Here is a 17,133-nt window from a genome sequence, read left to right on the forward strand (position 1 = left end):
AAAAGTAAAGAGCATTCCCATAGTTAGTATATGATTTTCCATAATCAAAATGTGTATAGATGTTTTACACGATTACATCGGATTCTAAACTTTTTTCTGTTTCTTTTTCCAACCTTAACAGTTCTTGGAAGGATGCTAATGCGACTTCGACTTGATCATCGGTAGGGGCTTTGGTTGTCAATAACTGAAGCCAAAGTCCGGGATAGCCGAGGTAACGAAGAAAGGGAATATCCCTTACTTTGTTGGTCAACTGCAGTACCTCGAAGGCTATGCCAAGCACGACGGGGATTAGCAATACTCGATCCACGACACGGAGCCATAATGGATCGGTCGGAACAAGCATATAGACGAACATGCCTACAATGACTGTAAATAAAATGAAGCTGCTGCCGCAGCGATAATGAAGGCGTGAACTTGCCTGCACATTTGCTACGGTCAATTCTTTTCCGCTTTCAAAGCAGTTGATCACCTTATGCTCTGCCCCGTGATACTGAAAGACACGCTTGATCAAAGGCGTCATGGATACTACGTAAATGTATACCAGCAATAATATCAACTTGAACAAGCTTTCCATTAAAACCTGGGCCATATGGCCGCTGAATATGGGTCTTGTCAATTCGGCAAGAAAGACTGGAATCAAAGTGAAAAGCAACTTCCCGAATAGGAAGGAAAGAACACCGATTACGGCAACTCCCAGCCATACACTTATTTTAGAAGATTCTTTCGTTTCTTTTTTCTTTTCTTCCTGCTTTTCCCCGTCTTCTTCTTCATACTGTTCAGTTGAAAAGTTTAGATGTTTCGAGCCGGTGGCACTTGACTGAATCAGTGATACGATACCGCGTAGAAACGGTACTTTTTTTAAGCGGTTGACAACAGGTTTCGATTCACGCGGAAGATGATAATATACAATCGTTGAATCTTTGCGGCGTACCGCAGTGACTGTGTGATGTTTGCCGCCGAACATGACGCCTTCCACTACAGCCTGCCCTCCATAAACGGGTTTTTGAACCTCAGACATTTCTACACCAACCTAATAGTTATTCACGTAGCTCTCTCAAGGGTGCTAACATGTTTATTATCAAGCATCACAAGGGTTTAAAGGCGTTCCAATAAAATTGAATGGAAGCTCTAACCCTGCGATTACTTTATGAATGTTGAATCACAGGAAGGTAGTATCCTGTGTACATTATAAACTTCCACAGAGGATGGGTATTTTCCTCTGAAAAAAGTAGATTATTTATGATTTAATCATACAGAATAAATCACAAAACCTCTAGTGATTCTCCTTCCTAAGAACAAAAAAAAATAGTTCTAATTAACAAAGGGCATACTACGTAGCGGAGGTGATTGATATGTCTTCTAATGAAAATGGACAAATTCAACAGGGATATCAAAGCATGTTAATCTACAATGTACTTGCTGTCGGTTTTGTTGGGGGGGCTTTAGCAAGTTTTATCGGTATCTGTGCCAATTATTTTAATTTAATGGATTTCAGCCCAAAATTCATACTAACTTCATGGTCCAACATGACCTGGATCGATCAGTGGCTCGGTACGGTAATGACCATAATTTTATTCGGGATTCTATCCGTGGGGATCGCTTTTTTATACTATAGTCTTTTTAAAAGGATGAAGGGTATTTTTACGGGTATTTTTTTAGGAGTGGTTTGCTGGGCTTTGCTGGTATTTGTCCTAAAACCGATGTTCGTCGATTTGCCAACCTTTTCTAAAATGACAGCAAATACGGTTATAACAAGTGTCTGCATTTTTATTTTATACGGACTTTTTATAGGGTTTTCTATATCATACGATCATCAGGAATATATGCGTCAAAAAAACAAAGCCGAGAAGCAGTCAGAAAGCTGATTGCTTATTGGTTGTAAAAAAGTAGTAAGACAATTTGTAATTATGATAGAATGTTCATGGAAAGCATTCTTTTAACATGAGCAGGTGTTTGATGATGACAAAAATTTTACTAATCAATGGTCCGAATTTAAATCGCTTGGGGAAGCGGGAACCTGCGCATTATGGATCCTCGACGCTTGCGGATGTGGAAGCACAATTGATGCAGCAAGCTCAAGGGTTAAATGTGGAATTAACCTCATTTCAAACAAACCATGAAGGAGCGATCATCGACAAGCTACATTGGTCAGAGGATTATGGGATTGACGGGATTATTATTAATCCTGGAGCTTTTACTCATTATAGCTATGCGATTCGTGATGCAATAGCCGGAATTGATGTTCCTGTGGTGGAAGTGCATATTTCGAACATACATGCCCGTGAAAGCTTTCGGCATGAATCAGTGACCGCGGCGGTATCGGCGGGACAGATTGTCGGCTTGGGGATACACGGATATGAATTGGCGTTGCAGGCGATCACAAAGATTGCAAAGGGGAGAAATTAAATGAATAAACTAATGCGCTTAAGGGCCTCAATGGATAAGGTGGGCATTGATGGTTTTTTGATCACCAGTACATATAACCGCCGATTCATGACCAACTTTACGGGAAGTGCAGGCGTTGTCCTTATTTCCCAAAATGAAGCTAAATTCATCACTGATTTCCGATACGTGGAACAAGCGGGCAAGCAGGCACCGGATTATGAGATCGTTCAACACAAAGGAACCATCATCGAAGAAGTGGGCAAGCAGGCTAAAGCGATGAATATCGGCAAGCTGGGCTTTGAGCAAGAGCACCTGACTTATGCTGCATATAAGGCATACGAGGCGGCCATTGATGGCCAACTTTTGCCGGTGTCAGGTGTCATTGAGAATTTACGCTTGATAAAGACTTCATCAGAGATTAAGATATTAAAGGAAGCGGCTGCTATTGCTGATGCTGCGTTTACACATATCCTGGATTTCCTGCGTCCAGGGATCTCGGAACTGGATGTATCCAATGAACTTGAATTCTTTATGAGGAAACAAGGGGCAACTTCTTCTTCCTTCGATATCATTGTAGCATCCGGCATAAGGTCCGCACTTCCGCATGGAGTGGCTACGGATAAAATCATCGAAAAGGGCGATTTTGTCACATTGGATTACGGGGCATACTATAACGGATATGTGTCTGACATCACTCGGACATTAGCAGTTGGCAAGCCAAGTGAAGAACTTATTAATATTTATGACATTGTTTTGGAAGCTCAACTGCGGGGAATGGCTGGGATCAAACCTGGTATGACTGGCAGGGAAGCGGATGCACTAACTCGTAATCTAATTGAAGAAAAGGGATATGGGCAGTATTTTGGTCATTCGACCGGACATGGAATCGGTCTTGAAGTTCATGAAGGTCCAGCATTATCCTTAAGGTCTGATATCATTTTAGAACCAGGTATGGCTGTAACCGTTGAACCGGGCATTTACTTACCGGGTGTAGGCGGAGTACGGATTGAAGATGATACAATCGTTACAATTGAAGGTAACGAAGCACTTACTCATTCAACCAAAGAGTTAATCATTCTGTAAACATGTACATGTAGGAGGACAAATTTATGATTTCTGTAAACGATTTTCGCACGGGTGTTACAATTGAAGTAGATAATGGAATTTGGCAGGTTATCGAGTTCCAACATGTTAAACCTGGGAAAGGTGCAGCTTTTGTACGTTCTAAACTTCGTAACCTTCGTACGGGTTCAATCCAGGAGAAAACATTCCGTGCTGGTGAAAAAGTCGCTAAAGCACATATCGAAAACCGCAAGATGCAGTACCTTTATGCAAGTGGAGATAGCCATGTATTCATGGATAACGAAACGTATGACCAAATCGAACTGCCTGCTTCAAGCATTGAACGTGAACTTAAATTCCTTAAGGAAAATATGGAAGTACATATCATGACTTTCCAATCGGAAACACTTGGGGTCGAGCTTCCAAACACAGTGGAACTTGAAGTGGCGGAGACTGAGCCGGGAATTAAAGGAGATACATCTTCAGGCGGCACGAAATCAGCCGTACTTGAGACGGGCCTTTCGGTTCAAGTTCCATTCTTCATCAACCAAGGTGACAAATTATTGATCAACACTAATGAAGGTTCTTACGTATCACGTGCATAAATGAAAGGAGGCCGAGATTAATTTCTCGGCCTCCGTTTGTTGTGGGTTCTATCGAGGAAATGCATACCTGGAAAACAAGACTTCGGCACTCCTGCTGAAAAACTGGCTAGCCGAGACACCAAGACGCTTGGCAGACAGACGGCGGAATGGGAGTGGATTTTCTGGGATGCAGCTTGAACTTTCTAAAATAAAAACACTGTAGACCGAGATTAATTTCTCGGTCTTTTTTTTTGAACCGGGAAGATATAAAAAATCAATAATCGGTCTGTTCCTTTAATAGCGTGTCATCATTATGGGCTTGTCGGCATATATTTTATTGAAAGTGGTGTATACAGGAGGATTGTCAAAATGGAAACGATTCTTTCTTTTTTACCGAAAAAATTAAACGAGCAACTCCGGGGTATGACACCGATGATGATCGATAGGATGGAAGAGCTGCGAATTCGGGTTGGAAGGCAGCTTGAGGTCATCGTGGGAGGGGAACCATACTTCTTTTCCTATGAAGTGACCCATCTGGATGCAGATCAATTATTGAATCAAATAGGTCAATTTTCGTTATATACACTTGAGGAAGAATTAAAGCGAGGTTATATAACCATAGCGGGCGGACATCGGGTGGGGCTTGCTGGAAAGGTGATCCTTGAAAATGGGTCGGTCAAAGCAATCAGGGATATATCCTCATTCAATATTCGGGTTGCGCGTGAAAAAATAGGTGCAGCTGAACCACTCACTTCATATTTGTATGACGAAGAATGGCAGCATACTATGTTGATCGGTGCTCCGCAAACGGGAAAAACGACCATATTACGTGATATTGCAAGAATGATATCCAGTGGTAATGAAGAACGCGGCATCGCTCCTCAAAAGGTGGGGATAGTGGACGAGCGCTCGGAAATTGCCGGATGTGTTCATGGAGTGCCGCAGCTCAAATTTGGAACAAGGGTTGATGTGCTTGATGGATGTCCTAAAGCGGAAGGGATGATGATGATGATCCGTTCAATGTCCCCGGATGTATTGATCGTGGATGAAATAGGTCGTGCAGCGGATACGCAGGCTGTGCTGGAAGCGGTGAATGCAGGTATTAAACTCATTATAACCACACATGGCCATACACTGGATGAGGTTAAGAAGCGGCCTTTCATCGCCGAAATATTAAAGCAAAACATCTTTGAACGCTTTATAGAATTACAGAGAAGTAAATCCGGTAAGCGGAGCTACAAAGTCCTTGATGCAGCGGGGGTTCCCATTTTCTTGGGAGAAGGTGTGAATCCGCATGTTTAAGATAATAGGAGCAGCGATAATTATTATTGCAACGACATGGGCAGGTTTCGAAGCTGCGAAAAAATTAAGTATGAGGCCTCGTCAACTTAGACAACTGAAAGTCGCCATGCAATCGCTTGAAGCTGAAATCATGTATGGTCATACACCTTTGAAAGAAGCGGCAAGGAAACTTTCTAAACAGATGGCCAAACCTTTATCCATCTTTTTCGATACATTTGCAAATCGACTCGAGTCAGGTGAAACCACCGTCAAAGAAGCATGGGATGATAGTTTAAAGAAAATATGGCAATCCCTTGCTTTACAACAGGGAGAATTCGAGATTCTTTCACAGTTTGGGGAGACGCTTGGAAAAAGCGATAAATATCATCAGCAAAAGCAAATCATGCTAACGATGGCACACTTGGAACGGGAAGAGAGCGATGCACTCGATCGCCAGGGGAAATATGAAAAAATGATGAAAAGTCTTGGTTTTTTAACAGGGCTATTATTGATCATCTTGCTGATGTAGGAATATGTGGGGGGAATGAAAATGGGCATTGATGTGGACATCATATTTAAAATAGCGGGTGTAGGGCTAGTTGTGGCATTTCTTCACACGATACTCGATCAGGTTGGGAAGAAGGAATATGCCCAGTGGGTGACACTTTTCGGATTTATCTATATTTTATTCATGGTTGCTTCTGTTGTAGAGGATTTATTTCAAAAAATTAAATCTGTATTTCTATTTCAGTAAGGGAGGGATTCGCGATTGAAATCATAAAAATCGTGGCCATTGCCCTAGTTGCCACCTTTTTGGCACTGATTGTCAAAGAGCAAAAACCAAATTTCGCATTCCTGCTAGTCGTTTTTGCAGGGTGCTCCATCTTTCTTTTTTTAGCTGACAAAATATACGAAATCATTTTAATGTTAGAAAAAATTGCAGTTAATGCGAATGTAAATACAGTGTATCTAGAGACCATCTTAAAAATAATCGGAATTGCCTATATTGCAGAATTCGCTTCTCAAATTACAAAAGATGCGGGGCAAGGCTCGCTAGCTTCCAAAATAGAATTGAGCGGAAAAATCTTGATTCTTGCCATGGCGATTCCGATTTTGACGGTCATTATCGAAACGATTTTACAGATGCTCCCAAGTTAACGGATTATTCTTACTAGTCAATGAGGTGAATGTATGAAGCAGCGGATGCCTTACTTATCCATTCTATTCGTTTTACTCTTTTTTTTGCATGCATCTATTGGACAAGCTGCCGAAAATCCAGAAAATGGCGAAATCGATCAAGAGCCGATCATGCAGTCCGAACTGGTACAAGCCCAAATAGAAAGACTGGGTGTCGATGAGCTCAAACAATATTGGGATGACATCGTTACGGAATATGGAGGATTCTTACCGGAAAGCCAGAAAGGGAGCTTCATGGATTTTGTCAGCGGCGATAAGAAATTTTCCTTTGACCAATGGATAAAGGGAATGACAAAATTCATCTTTCATGAACTGCTCGTGAATGGAAAGCTGCTGGGATCACTCATTTTATTAACCGTTTTCAGCATGTTCCTCCAGTCTTTGCAGAATGCGTTCGAGCAAAGCTCCGTAAGTAAGGTCGCTTATGCAATCGTTTATATGGTGCTGATCATTTTGGCACTTAACAGTTTTCATGTGGCTATGGAATATACAAAAGATACGATAGATTTGATGATTTCCTTTTTAATGGCGCTCATCCCTTTACTCTTGGCATTGATAGCTGCTTCAGGCGGACTTGTATCGGCAGCATTCTTTCATCCGGTATTGATGTTTTTGATGAATACAAGCGGCATCTTGATCCAGTTTGTCGTCCTTCCGTTATTATTCTTTGCAGCGATTTTAAGCATAGTCAGCACGCTGACCGAACATTACAAAGTGACTCAGATGGCACAACTTCTCCGTAATTTTGCCATCGGTATCCTCGGAGCATTCATGACCATATTCCTTGGTGTGATCTCCGTTCAGGGAGCATCGTCAGCTGTAGCAGACGGAGTGACCATCAGGACAGCCAAATTCGTGACAGGTAACTTTATACCGGTAATAGGGCGCATGTTTACCGATGCAACGGATACGGTCATCAGTGCCTCCGTTCTTTTGAAAAATACTGTTGGCTTGTCAGGCGTCATCATTCTCTTGCTCATTACCACATTTCCCGCCATAAAAATCTTGATGATTTCTTTTGTATATAAATTGGCAGCGAGTCTTTTACAGCCGCTGGGCGGAGGTCCTGTAATAAAATGCCTTGACATTATAAGTAAAAGCATGATTTATATTTTCGCTGCATTGGCCATTGTCTCACTCATGTTTTTTTTAAGTGTCACGGTCATAATCGCCTCTGGAAACATTACCCTGATGGTTCGTTAGAAAGGAGGAGGGCTTGGTGAGTTTTTTAGCTGGCTGGGTATCCAACATCATCATATTTGTATTGCTGGCTACTGTGATTGATATGCTTCTTCCCAATTCAGCTTTACAGAAGTATGCAAAAATGGTCATCGGACTTTTACTGATTGCAATCATCATCACTCCTATATTGGGATTATTCAATATGGATTTCGACGATATTCTCACTGCGGCTACTAGTGAATTTGAGGATCAGGAAAAAAAAGATTTAGGAAATTTGACAGAAATGAAGAAAAAAGAAATACAAGCTACCCAGGGTGCATATATTTTAAAACAAATGGCTGTTGACTTACAGGCAGAAGTGGAAGAGGAGCTGATGGTGGATTATAACATGAAGATTAGTTCAATTGATGTAGGGGTCAAGAATGAGGAAGATCCGGGTGTTGATGATCTGCAGAACATAACCATCTCATTGGAAAAGGCAGAAGGGAAAGAAAACTCGGAGATAGAGGCAGTAGCGAAGGTTGATATCAATGCAGATGGCCCATCCACTTCGAATGATGCCAATCTGGATGCTGTCAAAAGGTTTCTGGCAACAAGTTGGTCTGTTGATGAAGAAATCATTGAAATCGCCGGGGAAAGGAAGTGACTGAGTATTGAACAAAGACAAAGGTCCATTATCCTGGCTGCAAAAAATACTAAATAAAGACCCTGACCAAAAAGAGCCTAAGGAAAAAAAACCTTCCCTGTATGTCTATGCTCTAATAGTTGTCCTTTTGGGAGCGGGAATCATGATGGCCGGGAATTTGTTAACCACCAACCAGACTGGACAAACACCTGAAGTGAAGACTGTATTCAATAATGATAAACAGCAGGATGATGAAGGGGATGTTGAAACATTTGGCCAGAAGAAATCAGAATTCAAGACAACAAAAGACTATGAAATATATCTTCAAAATGAAATGAAGGAAGCGCTTGAATCCATCGCAGGCGTCCAGGATGTAAAAGTCGTGATCTACGTCGATGCATCCGAGAAAAAAGTATATGAAAGAAACAAAGTCACCCAAAAACAAGTGACTGAAGAAACCGACCAGGAAGGCGGAAAAAGGACGGTCGAAGACACATCTGTTGATGAACAGCTAGTTTTGGTCAAGAGCGGAGAAAAAGAAGGACCGATCATTTCGGAAACGAAAAAACCTAGTGTACGAGGAGTCCTGGTTGTCGCTAAAGGGGCCGAAAACATTCAAATAAAGAAGTGGATTATCGAGGCTGTTACACGCTCACTTGATGTACCGAGTCACAGGGTTTCTGTCATGCCTAAAAAATAAGGGGGAAAATCTACATGTTATTAAAAAAACAAACCGTTTGGTTATTGACTATGCTAAGTCTGGTCGTTGTGCTTTCAGTCTATTATCTAACCGCTCCTGAAGAAAATGCCGCTGATATGACGGCAACAGAGCAACAAGAAAATAAAGCGGAAACTAAAACAGAGAACAAAGCGGATACAAAAGGGGAAAATAAAAGTGAAAAAGAAACGACCAAAAATACAGAAGGCTCCTCTGTAACCATTGCATCTGGAGATGAGTTCGAATCGTTAAGGATGCAGATCGAAGATGAACGGGCGAAGCTGAATGAAGAATTGACTGCAAAGATGGGCAACACAGAACTATCAGCTGAAGAAAGAGACGAGGCTTATGCAAAAATCGAACAATTAAGTGAAACGAAAGTAAAAGAAAATATCATCGAAAACTTAATAGTTGCCATGGATTACAATGCAGCACTGGTCCGGGTGGACGGTACGGATGTAAAGGTGAGTGTCAAGGCCGATAAACAAACGAAAACAGAGGCCAATAACATTATCCGCCTTGTAAGGAAAGAAGTGAGCGATGCACAAAATGTTGTGGTCGATTTTCAACCGGAAAAGTAAACACACATACAGAAAAAAATGCTGATACAGAACAGTTCAGCATCATAAAATTTTGAAAGCCTCCTTAGCAAAAAAAAGGAGGCTTTTTTATTATGATTTTTTTAACTATCTTACAATCTGGAAACTTTAGAGGAAAAGTTTTTTTTATGTCAATTGGCATAAGGAACTCAAATGAAAATGGTGATAATGACCATCCGTAATATTCTAGAAAAGTAATAAAAGTGGATATTATTGCTGGTTTTTTAGGAATTAAAGGCAAAATTCAAGGGAAGGCGTTAAGGTGCCCCAGTTGAAAAATATTCACAATATTATAATAAAGGTGTAAGATAGAAGTATGGATAATAAGTTACAACTAATCTATCATTGAATTTGTATAAGCTAATATTGTATGATGTTAGAAGCTGGTCATAAACTTTTCAATTTTCTAGGGAAACAATATTTTGAGAAAGTGAAATATCTGTTATAATACAGATGAGGTTTGTATTCAGTTTATTCGCATTCTCATAAAGAAGGCGGCTACTTTGTGCAGTATTGGACAAAGTAGGATAAGCTAAGGGTATGGTTACATAAAATATTATTGCCTCACAAATTCATACTAAATTAGACAAGGGGTGCCACAAAATGAAAGTGCAAGAAATTCGTGAAATTATTAAGCTAGTCGATCAATCAAATATCAATGAATTCGTTTTTGAAAATGAAGGAACGAAACTTAAATTGAAAAAAACTGAAGCGGGTACAGTATTACAATCAGTAGCTGCTCCAGATGTTGTTCAAGCCAATGCAGCTGTAGAGGTCAAGCCCGCAGCGGCCCCTGCTCCTGCAGTGACGAAAGCTGTTGAACCAGCAAAACCTGCTGCTGCAGTCACCGAACAGGAAAATTTACATAAAATCACTTCTCCGATGGTGGGGACATTCTACCAATCTCCTGCACCGGATTCACCTGCATACGTAAAAACGGGTGATAAAGTAACGGGGGATTCCATCGTCTGCATCGTGGAAGCCATGAAACTTTTCAATGAAATCGAAGCTGAAGTAAGCGGTGAAATCGTTGAAGTCCTTGTAAAAGAAGGGCAGCTTGTAGAATATGGTCAACCATTATTTTTAGTAAAGCCGGAATGAGGAGCTGTTTCTAAATGATTAAAAAGGTGTTAATTGCCAATCGTGGGGAAATTGCTGTCCGAATCATCCGGGCATGCAAGGAATTAGGAATCGAGACTGTTGCAGTCTATTCAGAAGCAGATAAAGAAGCATTACATGTTCAAATTGCGGATGAAGCATATTGTATCGGTCCTAAATTATCAAAAGACAGTTATTTGAATACAACGAACATTATCAGCACAGCCAAGAAAACGGGATCTGATGCAATTCATCCAGGGTATGGATTCCTAGCTGAAAATGCCGACTTTGCTGAGCTATGCCGTGAATGCAATATCATTTTCATCGGTCCTAGCCCCGAAGCGATCAATAAAATGGGAACAAAGGACGTAGCAAGGGAAACCATGCGCAAAGCTGGTGTACCGATCGTTCCAGGTTCTAAAGGAATAATTAAAGATACGGATGAGGGTGTAGCCCTAGCTAATGAAATGGGCTATCCAGTCATCATCAAAGCTACTGCCGGCGGAGGCGGTAAAGGTATCCGCGTTGCAAGGACGGAAGAAGATCTTATCAAGGGCATTAATATTACGCAACAGGAAGCCGCTACGGCATTTGGGAATCCTGGCGTGTATATTGAAAAGTTCATCGAGGACTTCCGTCATGTTGAAATACAGGTCATGGCAGATAATCATGGAAACGCCATCCATTTAGGTGAGCGTGATTGTTCGATTCAACGACGTTTGCAAAAACTTGTTGAAGAAACCCCGTCACCAGCGTTGGATGGTGAAATACGTGCGGAAATGGGGCAGGCTGCAGTAACGGCTGCACTTGCCGTTAACTATTCAGGTGCCGGAACAGTAGAATTTATTTATGACTATGTGAATAGAAAATACTACTTTATGGAAATGAATACACGTATCCAGGTTGAACACCCAGTTACGGAAATGGTAACGGGCGTGGATTTGATTAAAGAACAGATCAAAGTTGCTTCAGGTAACAAACTATCGCTTTCACAAGAAGATGTCACTTTTAACGGATGGTCTATCGAATGCCGGATAAATGCGGAAAATCCAGAAAAGAACTTCATGCCTTCCGCAGGTAAGATTCAAATGTATTTACCGCCAGGCGGCTACGGGGTTCGTGTGGATTCCGCGGCATACCCTGGGTACTCGATACCGCCGTATTACGATTCCATGATCGCTAAATTGATCGTCCATGCACCGACTAGAGAAGAGGCGATCGAGAAGATGAAACGCGCCTTAGGTGAGTTTGTCATTGAAGGAATCAGTACCACAATTCCTTTCCATATTAAGTTACTTCAACATGAACAATTTGTTTCCGGGGAATTTAATACCAAATTCCTTGAAATATATGATGTAATGAACTCATAATGTAAAGGAAGACAGGAGGTGCTTTTGAATGAGTGAAATGGAAGGCCAATTACTGGAAATGAATGATTATAATAGTGGGCTGGGCAAAGTGGAGATTGCGCCTGAGGTGATAGAGGTGATCGCGGGTATCGCTGCATCGGAAGTTGAAGGTGTTGCACATATGCGCGGGAATTTCGCTACGGGTGTTGTTGAAAAGCTTGGTAAAAAGAATCACGGTAAAGGTGTTAAAGTGGACTTAACGGGAGAATCCATCAAAGTCGAACTTTATTGTGTCATGAAGTTTGGTGTTTCAATTCCGAAAGTTGCTCAGGAAGTGCAAGATAACATTCGTGAAGCTTTGTTGAATATGACCGCTATCGACGCTGGCGAAGTGAACATTCATGTAGTGGGCATTGCGTTTGAAAACGCTAAACAAGAAGCGGATTACGAACAAGAAGTATAAGTGTTCATTCGATTCAAACCTGCAAAAACCCGGCAAAAAGCCGGGTTTTTGTTTTTTTGAATGTATACTCCGTGACAACCCTAATTTGGAGCCTGCTTATAATATTAAATTTAAATGAACATAATAAAGCGGTGTCTGGAAGTTTCCCTTTAATTCAAGGGTGATTTCTGTTAGAGTGTAAAAGGTGAAATATGAGCATGAAAGCTAGGCATGAGCTTTTTGACACTTTCAAAAAGTATGGGACTGTGTTGGCCGTTAAATTGGAAAGTAATCTTGATTCAAGATATTGAACCTTTTGGCCTTGATTTTAGTGGGATTTAGCTTAATTTTTTAAAAAAATAGCGAAAATCTTAATATTTTTGAAAAAATGTTATTTAATGTTCGTTTGTTCTAGCATTTTCATATATAATAGTAGATGTTAAAGGAGTAAGATTATGAAAAGAAGAGAAGCCCGTGAAAAATCCCTTCAAGCACTATATCAGATAGATATTGCCAACTCGAATGCAGAAGAAGCAATGGAAAGCGTATTGGATGGTGCTCCAACTGATGAATATTTCAGGAAATTAGTAATGGGGATAACGGAAAATCGAGAACAAATTGATGGAATGATCAGGGACAATTTAGAGAATTGGACGTTGGAAAGACTAGCGAACATTGATCGGAATTTACTGCGGATCGCGGTTTATGAAATGGTTCACAGTGAAGATGTTCCTGTAAGTGTTGCAATGAATGAAGCTATTGAAATTGCTAAGAAATTCGGTGATGATCAATCGAGCAGCTTTGTAAATGCCGTTTTATCCAAGGTAAAGGTGAAAAGCGGCAGCTAAAGTTGTAGCCTTGAACAAGGATTCTCACAGCAATTTCTTTAGCTAAATTAACTTGGGAGGAATAAACACATGTCAGCTCAAATCATTAATGGTAAAGAAATTGCAGAGTCAGTTAGGCAGGACATCAGTAAGGAAGTTCAACAATTACGTGAAAAAAATATCGTTCCGGGTTTGGCTGTAATCCTGGTGGGTGACAATCAAGCATCACAAACTTATGTGCGCAATAAGCAAAAGGCCTGTGAGGATTTGGGCATGCATTCCGTATTGATTAAAAAGCCTGAGGAGCTCTCACAGGAGGAATTAATTCAGAGCATTGCTGAATTAAACCAGGATGACAGCATTCATGGTATATTGGTGCAGCTGCCATTGCCTGGACATATTCAGGAAAAAGCGATCATTGAAGCGATTTCGCCTGAAAAGGATGTTGATGGATTCCACCCGATTAATATTGGGCGGATGATGACGGGGCAAGATGCCTTTTTACCTTGTACTCCATACGGCGTCATGGTGATGCTTGAGTATATCGACTATGACCTTGAAGGTAAGCATGTTGTCATCGTAGGGAGAAGTAATATCGTCGGAAAACCAGCCGGACAATTATTTTTAAATGCAAATGCAACCGTTACATACTGTCATTCACGGACAAAGGATCTTGCCTATTATACAAAGCAAGCCGATGTCGTTGTGGCAGCTGTCGGAAAGAGGGACACGATCACGAGTGACCATATTAAAGAAGGCGCAGTCGTCATTGACGTCGGAATGAACAGGAATGATGAAGGGAAGCTTTGCGGTGATGTGGCGTTTGAAGAAGTGAAAAATAAGGCTTCATATATTACACCTGTTCCTAAAGGCGTTGGTCCAATGACGATTACGATGCTTATGAAGAATACGGTCAAATCTGCTCAAAAAGCACATGAAAAGTACGAGCAAGCAATAAAAAGCTGAAAAAACGTTAAATTATTTTAAAGAAGCGGACCTCTTGTTTTATAATAACGGGAGACCGCTTTTTTCCATTCATGGATTGATCAAGTTTCAAGTGTAATCTATAGCGGTTTTCTTTATATCCGATTTCCATCGGAAGGAGACATGATATGAGCAACCAACAATATTTGAGTGTGTCGGCTTTAACGAAGTACATCAAAAGGAAGTTCGATGCCGACCCCCATTTGCAAAATGTATACATAAAAGGTGAAATTTCAAATTTCAAACAACATACAAGCGGACATATGTATTTTACTTTAAAGGATGAGAAAGCCCGACTCCTCTCCGTTATGTTTGCCGCCAATAATAAAGGGATGAAATTCCTGCCCGAAAATGGCATGAAGGTACTTGTTAAGGGTGATATATCATTATATGAAGCAGGGGGACAGTATCAGCTTTATGTGAAAAGCATGGCCCCTGATGGTGTGGGTGATTTGTATCTTGCCTATGAACAGCTGAAGAAAAAGCTGGAGGCTGCAGGTTTGTTTTTGGCCGAACACAAGAAGCCGATCCCGCAGTACCCTAAGTCTGTAGGTGTCATAACATCGCCGACCGGAGCGGCATTAAGGGATATCTTGATAACCATCAAGCGGAGATATCCAATTGCCAGGATCATCGTTTATCCAGCCCTTGTACAAGGGAATAATGCAGCTAAATCGATTGCAAAGGCAATTTCCATGGCTAACGCAAGGGCGGAAAGCGATGTTCTCATTGTCGGAAGGGGCGGCGGATCGATCGAGGAACTATGGGCGTTTAATGAAGAGATTGTGGCTGAATCGATTTATGATTCCGATATACCGGTAATTTCTGCTGTCGGTCACGAAACCGATTTTACAATTGCTGATTTTGTCGCCGATATGCGTGCTCCTACACCGACTGGTGCAGCAGAGTTAGCGGTTCCTCACTTGAATGAAATACTCGAACGCCTGATGAACCGCAAGAACCGATTGACCCGCTCCATTCAAGAAGCGGTGAATTTTGAACGAACCCGGTTGACCAGGATGGAGAGGTCTTATGCCTTCCGTTATCCACATAAAATGTATGAACAGAAGCTGGAACAGCTAGACAAGACGATGGACAGGCTAGGAAGGACCAGCACGCGGTATTTCATGAAAAAGAGAGATGAGCTGAATCAGCTGAACGATATTCTGAAAAAGCAGCATCCTGAACAAGCGGTGCAAAATGCGAAAGATGAATTACAGCAGCATGCAAAGGTTTTGCGTAGGGCCATGGAAGCCATCTATCGGCAAAAATCACAGCAGTTCGTCCATATAACTGCCACTTTATCTGCCCTAAGTCCACTAAAAATCATGGAACGGGGTTATGGATTGGTTTTTGCTGAGGATGAGACATTAGTGAAAAGTACACAGCAAGTATCCAAAGGGGATAAGATAGCGGTTTCGATAAAAGATGGAACACTTGAATGTGAAATTAAAGAAATAAAGGAGCGGATTGAACCATGACAAAAAAACAGGAAGCTACATTTGAAGAAGCGATGGAGAATCTCGAAAAAATTGTAGAGCAGTTGGAAGAAGGCGATGTACCCTTGGAAGAAGCCATCTCCATATATAAACAAGGAATGGACTTATCAAGGCTTTGCCATTCGAAGCTTAAGGCTGTTGAAGATCAGTTGACTCAAATTTTACGCGAAGATGGGGAACTTGAAAACTTCGCTGTACAGGAGGAAGAATGACATGGGTACAGAGTCTTTTGAAATGTTTTCAAAAGAATATAAGGCGATTATAGAACGGGAAACCGTGGAATATGTCAATAAACTTAAAGCTCCGGCAGTGGTCAAAGAAGCCATGGTCTATTCACTGGAGGCAGGAGGTAAACGGATTCGCCCGTTATTGGTCTTTGCCGTTCTGGAGGCCTTTGGAAAAAACTTGAGGATGGGGATTCCTGCAGCGGCAGCCATTGAAATGATTCATACATATTCTTTGATTCATGATGATCTTCCGGCGATGGATGATGATGATCTCCGCCGCGGAAAACCGACGAACCATAAAGTGTTCGGTGAAGCGGTAGCAATACTGGCAGGTGATGCGCTTCTTACATATAGCTTTCAATTGGTGACGGATATGATCGATCCCGAGGTGACGGCTGAAATGAAGCTGAACCTGGTAAGTGAAATTGCGAAATCTGCCGGAGCCGAAGGAATGGTTGGAGGTCAAGTTGCGGATATGGAAGGTGAAAATAAACAGTTGACCCTTCAGGAATTGGAGTATATACATGAACATAAAACAGGGAAGTTATTGACTGCAAGCATCCTTTCCGGTGCTATATTAGCCGGGGCGAATGAAGAACAGCAACTGCATTTACGTGACTTTGCATACCACCTGGGGCTTGCTTTTCAAATTCGCGATGATATCCTGGATATTGAAGGGTCGGTCGAGTTGATCGGCAAGCCGGTTGGCAGTGATGTGGGGAATCATAAAAGTACATATCCATCTTTACTTACGCTTCAAGGGGCAAAGGAAAAGTTGGAACATCATATAGAACTTGCCCATGCCGCTTTAGGAAAAACAACCTTACAAACGGGTTTGTTGAATGATCTAACTGATTTAATAGCGAACCGTAATCATTGATTGTGGCTAAATTTGTTATCAATTGAGGTTTTATGGTATACTCATTGTGCAAAAATATGTGAAAATCAAAATGAATTTTTTTATTGAGATACGTGATAAAATAGGTATGATAAGCCGCCGAAATCACCTGGGTGTTGGCGGCTATTTTTTAACTTAAAACCAATTTTTCGGTCTAGTCATCCTTTCCTCTTTAA

At 41.3% G+C, this 17,133-nt stretch carries 21 protein-coding genes; 20 read left to right on the forward strand and 1 reads right to left on the reverse strand.

Annotated elements, in window-relative coordinates:
* Positions 1 to 64: 64 nt before the first annotated feature.
* Positions 65 to 1,018, reverse strand: a complete 954-nt coding sequence (locus ACQKFG_RS05780) for a DUF1385 domain-containing protein (RefSeq protein ID WP_192205474.1) — start codon at positions 1,016 to 1,018, stop codon at positions 65 to 67.
* A 334-nt stretch (positions 1,019 to 1,352) separates the two neighbouring features.
* Between ACQKFG_RS05780 and ACQKFG_RS05785 the strand changes: the two genes are divergently transcribed.
* The 20 genes from ACQKFG_RS05785 (at position 1,353) to ACQKFG_RS05880 (ending at position 16,939) form a co-directional block, all read left to right on the forward strand.
* A complete protein-coding gene (locus ACQKFG_RS05785; RefSeq protein ID WP_427556997.1) occupies positions 1,353 to 1,865 on the forward strand; it encodes a YqhR family membrane protein in 513 nt (170 codons plus the stop codon).
* 94 nt (positions 1,866 to 1,959) lie between these two features.
* Positions 1,960 to 2,406, forward strand: a complete 447-nt coding sequence (aroQ, locus tag ACQKFG_RS05790) for a type II 3-dehydroquinate dehydratase (protein WP_260284837.1) — start codon at positions 1,960 to 1,962, stop codon at positions 2,404 to 2,406.
* A complete protein-coding gene (locus ACQKFG_RS05795) occupies positions 2,407 to 3,468 on the forward strand; it encodes a M24 family metallopeptidase (RefSeq protein WP_427557004.1) in 1,062 nt (353 codons plus the stop codon). It begins immediately after the preceding gene.
* A 26-nt stretch (positions 3,469 to 3,494) separates the two neighbouring features.
* Positions 3,495 to 4,052 (forward strand): elongation factor P, encoded by a 558-nt coding sequence (gene efp, locus ACQKFG_RS05800; protein WP_192205468.1) that lies wholly within the window; start codon positions 3,495 to 3,497, stop codon positions 4,050 to 4,052.
* Between the two features lie 348 nt (positions 4,053 to 4,400).
* A complete protein-coding gene (spoIIIAA, locus tag ACQKFG_RS05805) occupies positions 4,401 to 5,333 on the forward strand; it encodes a stage III sporulation protein AA (protein WP_427557009.1) in 933 nt (310 codons plus the stop codon).
* Positions 5,326 to 5,841 carry a stage III sporulation protein SpoIIIAB gene (spoIIIAB, locus tag ACQKFG_RS05810; RefSeq protein WP_192205464.1) on the forward strand — a complete coding sequence of 172 codons (516 nt, stop codon included), beginning with the start codon at positions 5,326 to 5,328 and terminating at the stop codon, positions 5,839 to 5,841. Before spoIIIAA ends, spoIIIAB begins: the two co-directional genes overlap by 8 nt.
* Positions 5,842 to 5,862: 21 nt before the next feature.
* Complete coding sequence (spoIIIAC, locus tag ACQKFG_RS05815) at positions 5,863 to 6,066, forward strand: stage III sporulation protein AC (RefSeq protein ID WP_034308319.1); 204 nt, start codon at positions 5,863 to 5,865, stop codon at positions 6,064 to 6,066.
* 14 nt (positions 6,067 to 6,080) lie between these two features.
* On the forward strand, positions 6,081 to 6,470 hold the full coding sequence (gene spoIIIAD / locus ACQKFG_RS05820; RefSeq protein WP_228467710.1) for a stage III sporulation protein AD: 390 nt from the start codon (positions 6,081 to 6,083) through the stop codon (positions 6,468 to 6,470).
* Between the two features lie 33 nt (positions 6,471 to 6,503).
* Positions 6,504 to 7,712, forward strand: coding sequence for a stage III sporulation protein AE (gene spoIIIAE, locus ACQKFG_RS05825; RefSeq protein ID WP_192205462.1), 1,209 nt, complete (start codon positions 6,504 to 6,506; stop codon positions 7,710 to 7,712).
* Between the two features lie 16 nt (positions 7,713 to 7,728).
* Positions 7,729 to 8,337 (forward strand): stage III sporulation protein AF, encoded by a 609-nt coding sequence (spoIIIAF, locus tag ACQKFG_RS05830; RefSeq protein WP_192205461.1) that lies wholly within the window; start codon positions 7,729 to 7,731, stop codon positions 8,335 to 8,337.
* 7 nt (positions 8,338 to 8,344) lie between these two features.
* Complete coding sequence (gene spoIIIAG, locus ACQKFG_RS05835) at positions 8,345 to 9,016, forward strand: stage III sporulation protein AG (protein ID WP_192205460.1); 672 nt, start codon at positions 8,345 to 8,347, stop codon at positions 9,014 to 9,016.
* 14 nt (positions 9,017 to 9,030) lie between these two features.
* A complete protein-coding gene (locus tag ACQKFG_RS05840; protein ID WP_192205459.1) occupies positions 9,031 to 9,615 on the forward strand; it encodes a SpoIIIAH-like family protein in 585 nt (194 codons plus the stop codon).
* Between the two features lie 621 nt (positions 9,616 to 10,236).
* Positions 10,237 to 10,734 (forward strand): acetyl-CoA carboxylase biotin carboxyl carrier protein, encoded by a 498-nt coding sequence (accB, locus tag ACQKFG_RS05845; RefSeq protein WP_349727998.1) that lies wholly within the window; start codon positions 10,237 to 10,239, stop codon positions 10,732 to 10,734.
* A gap of 14 nt (positions 10,735 to 10,748) precedes the next feature.
* Entirely contained in the window at positions 10,749 to 12,101 is a 1,353-nt protein-coding gene (accC, locus tag ACQKFG_RS05850; protein WP_349727999.1) for an acetyl-CoA carboxylase biotin carboxylase subunit, read from the forward strand.
* A gap of 37 nt (positions 12,102 to 12,138) precedes the next feature.
* Entirely contained in the window at positions 12,139 to 12,543 is a 405-nt protein-coding gene (locus ACQKFG_RS05855; RefSeq protein ID WP_222620245.1) for an Asp23/Gls24 family envelope stress response protein, read from the forward strand.
* 434 nt (positions 12,544 to 12,977) lie between these two features.
* Complete coding sequence (gene nusB, locus ACQKFG_RS05860; RefSeq protein ID WP_098369841.1) at positions 12,978 to 13,370, forward strand: transcription antitermination factor NusB; 393 nt, start codon at positions 12,978 to 12,980, stop codon at positions 13,368 to 13,370.
* 69 nt (positions 13,371 to 13,439) lie between these two features.
* The gene (gene folD, locus ACQKFG_RS05865; RefSeq protein WP_192205457.1) at positions 13,440 to 14,315 is read left to right on the forward strand and encodes a bifunctional methylenetetrahydrofolate dehydrogenase/methenyltetrahydrofolate cyclohydrolase FolD; all 876 of its coding nucleotides are present in this window, start codon (positions 13,440 to 13,442) and stop codon (positions 14,313 to 14,315) included.
* Positions 14,316 to 14,461: 146 nt separating this feature from the next.
* Positions 14,462 to 15,814, forward strand: a complete 1,353-nt coding sequence (xseA, locus tag ACQKFG_RS05870; protein ID WP_260284664.1) for an exodeoxyribonuclease VII large subunit — start codon at positions 14,462 to 14,464, stop codon at positions 15,812 to 15,814.
* Entirely contained in the window at positions 15,811 to 16,044 is a 234-nt protein-coding gene (locus tag ACQKFG_RS05875; RefSeq protein ID WP_034308286.1) for an exodeoxyribonuclease VII small subunit, read from the forward strand. The genes xseA and ACQKFG_RS05875 overlap by 4 nt, the downstream gene beginning before the upstream one ends.
* A gap of 1 nt (position 16,045) precedes the next feature.
* Positions 16,046 to 16,939: a polyprenyl synthetase family protein gene (locus ACQKFG_RS05880; RefSeq protein WP_192205455.1), complete on the forward strand. Its 894-nt coding sequence runs from the start codon at positions 16,046 to 16,048 to the stop codon at positions 16,937 to 16,939.
* Positions 16,940 to 17,133 lie beyond the last annotated feature (194 nt).

Origin of the sequence: Peribacillus sp. NPDC076916, from assembly GCF_050269675.1 — a bacterium.
Taxonomy (GTDB): Bacteria; Bacillota; Bacilli; order Bacillales; family DSM-1321; genus Peribacillus; species Peribacillus aracenensis.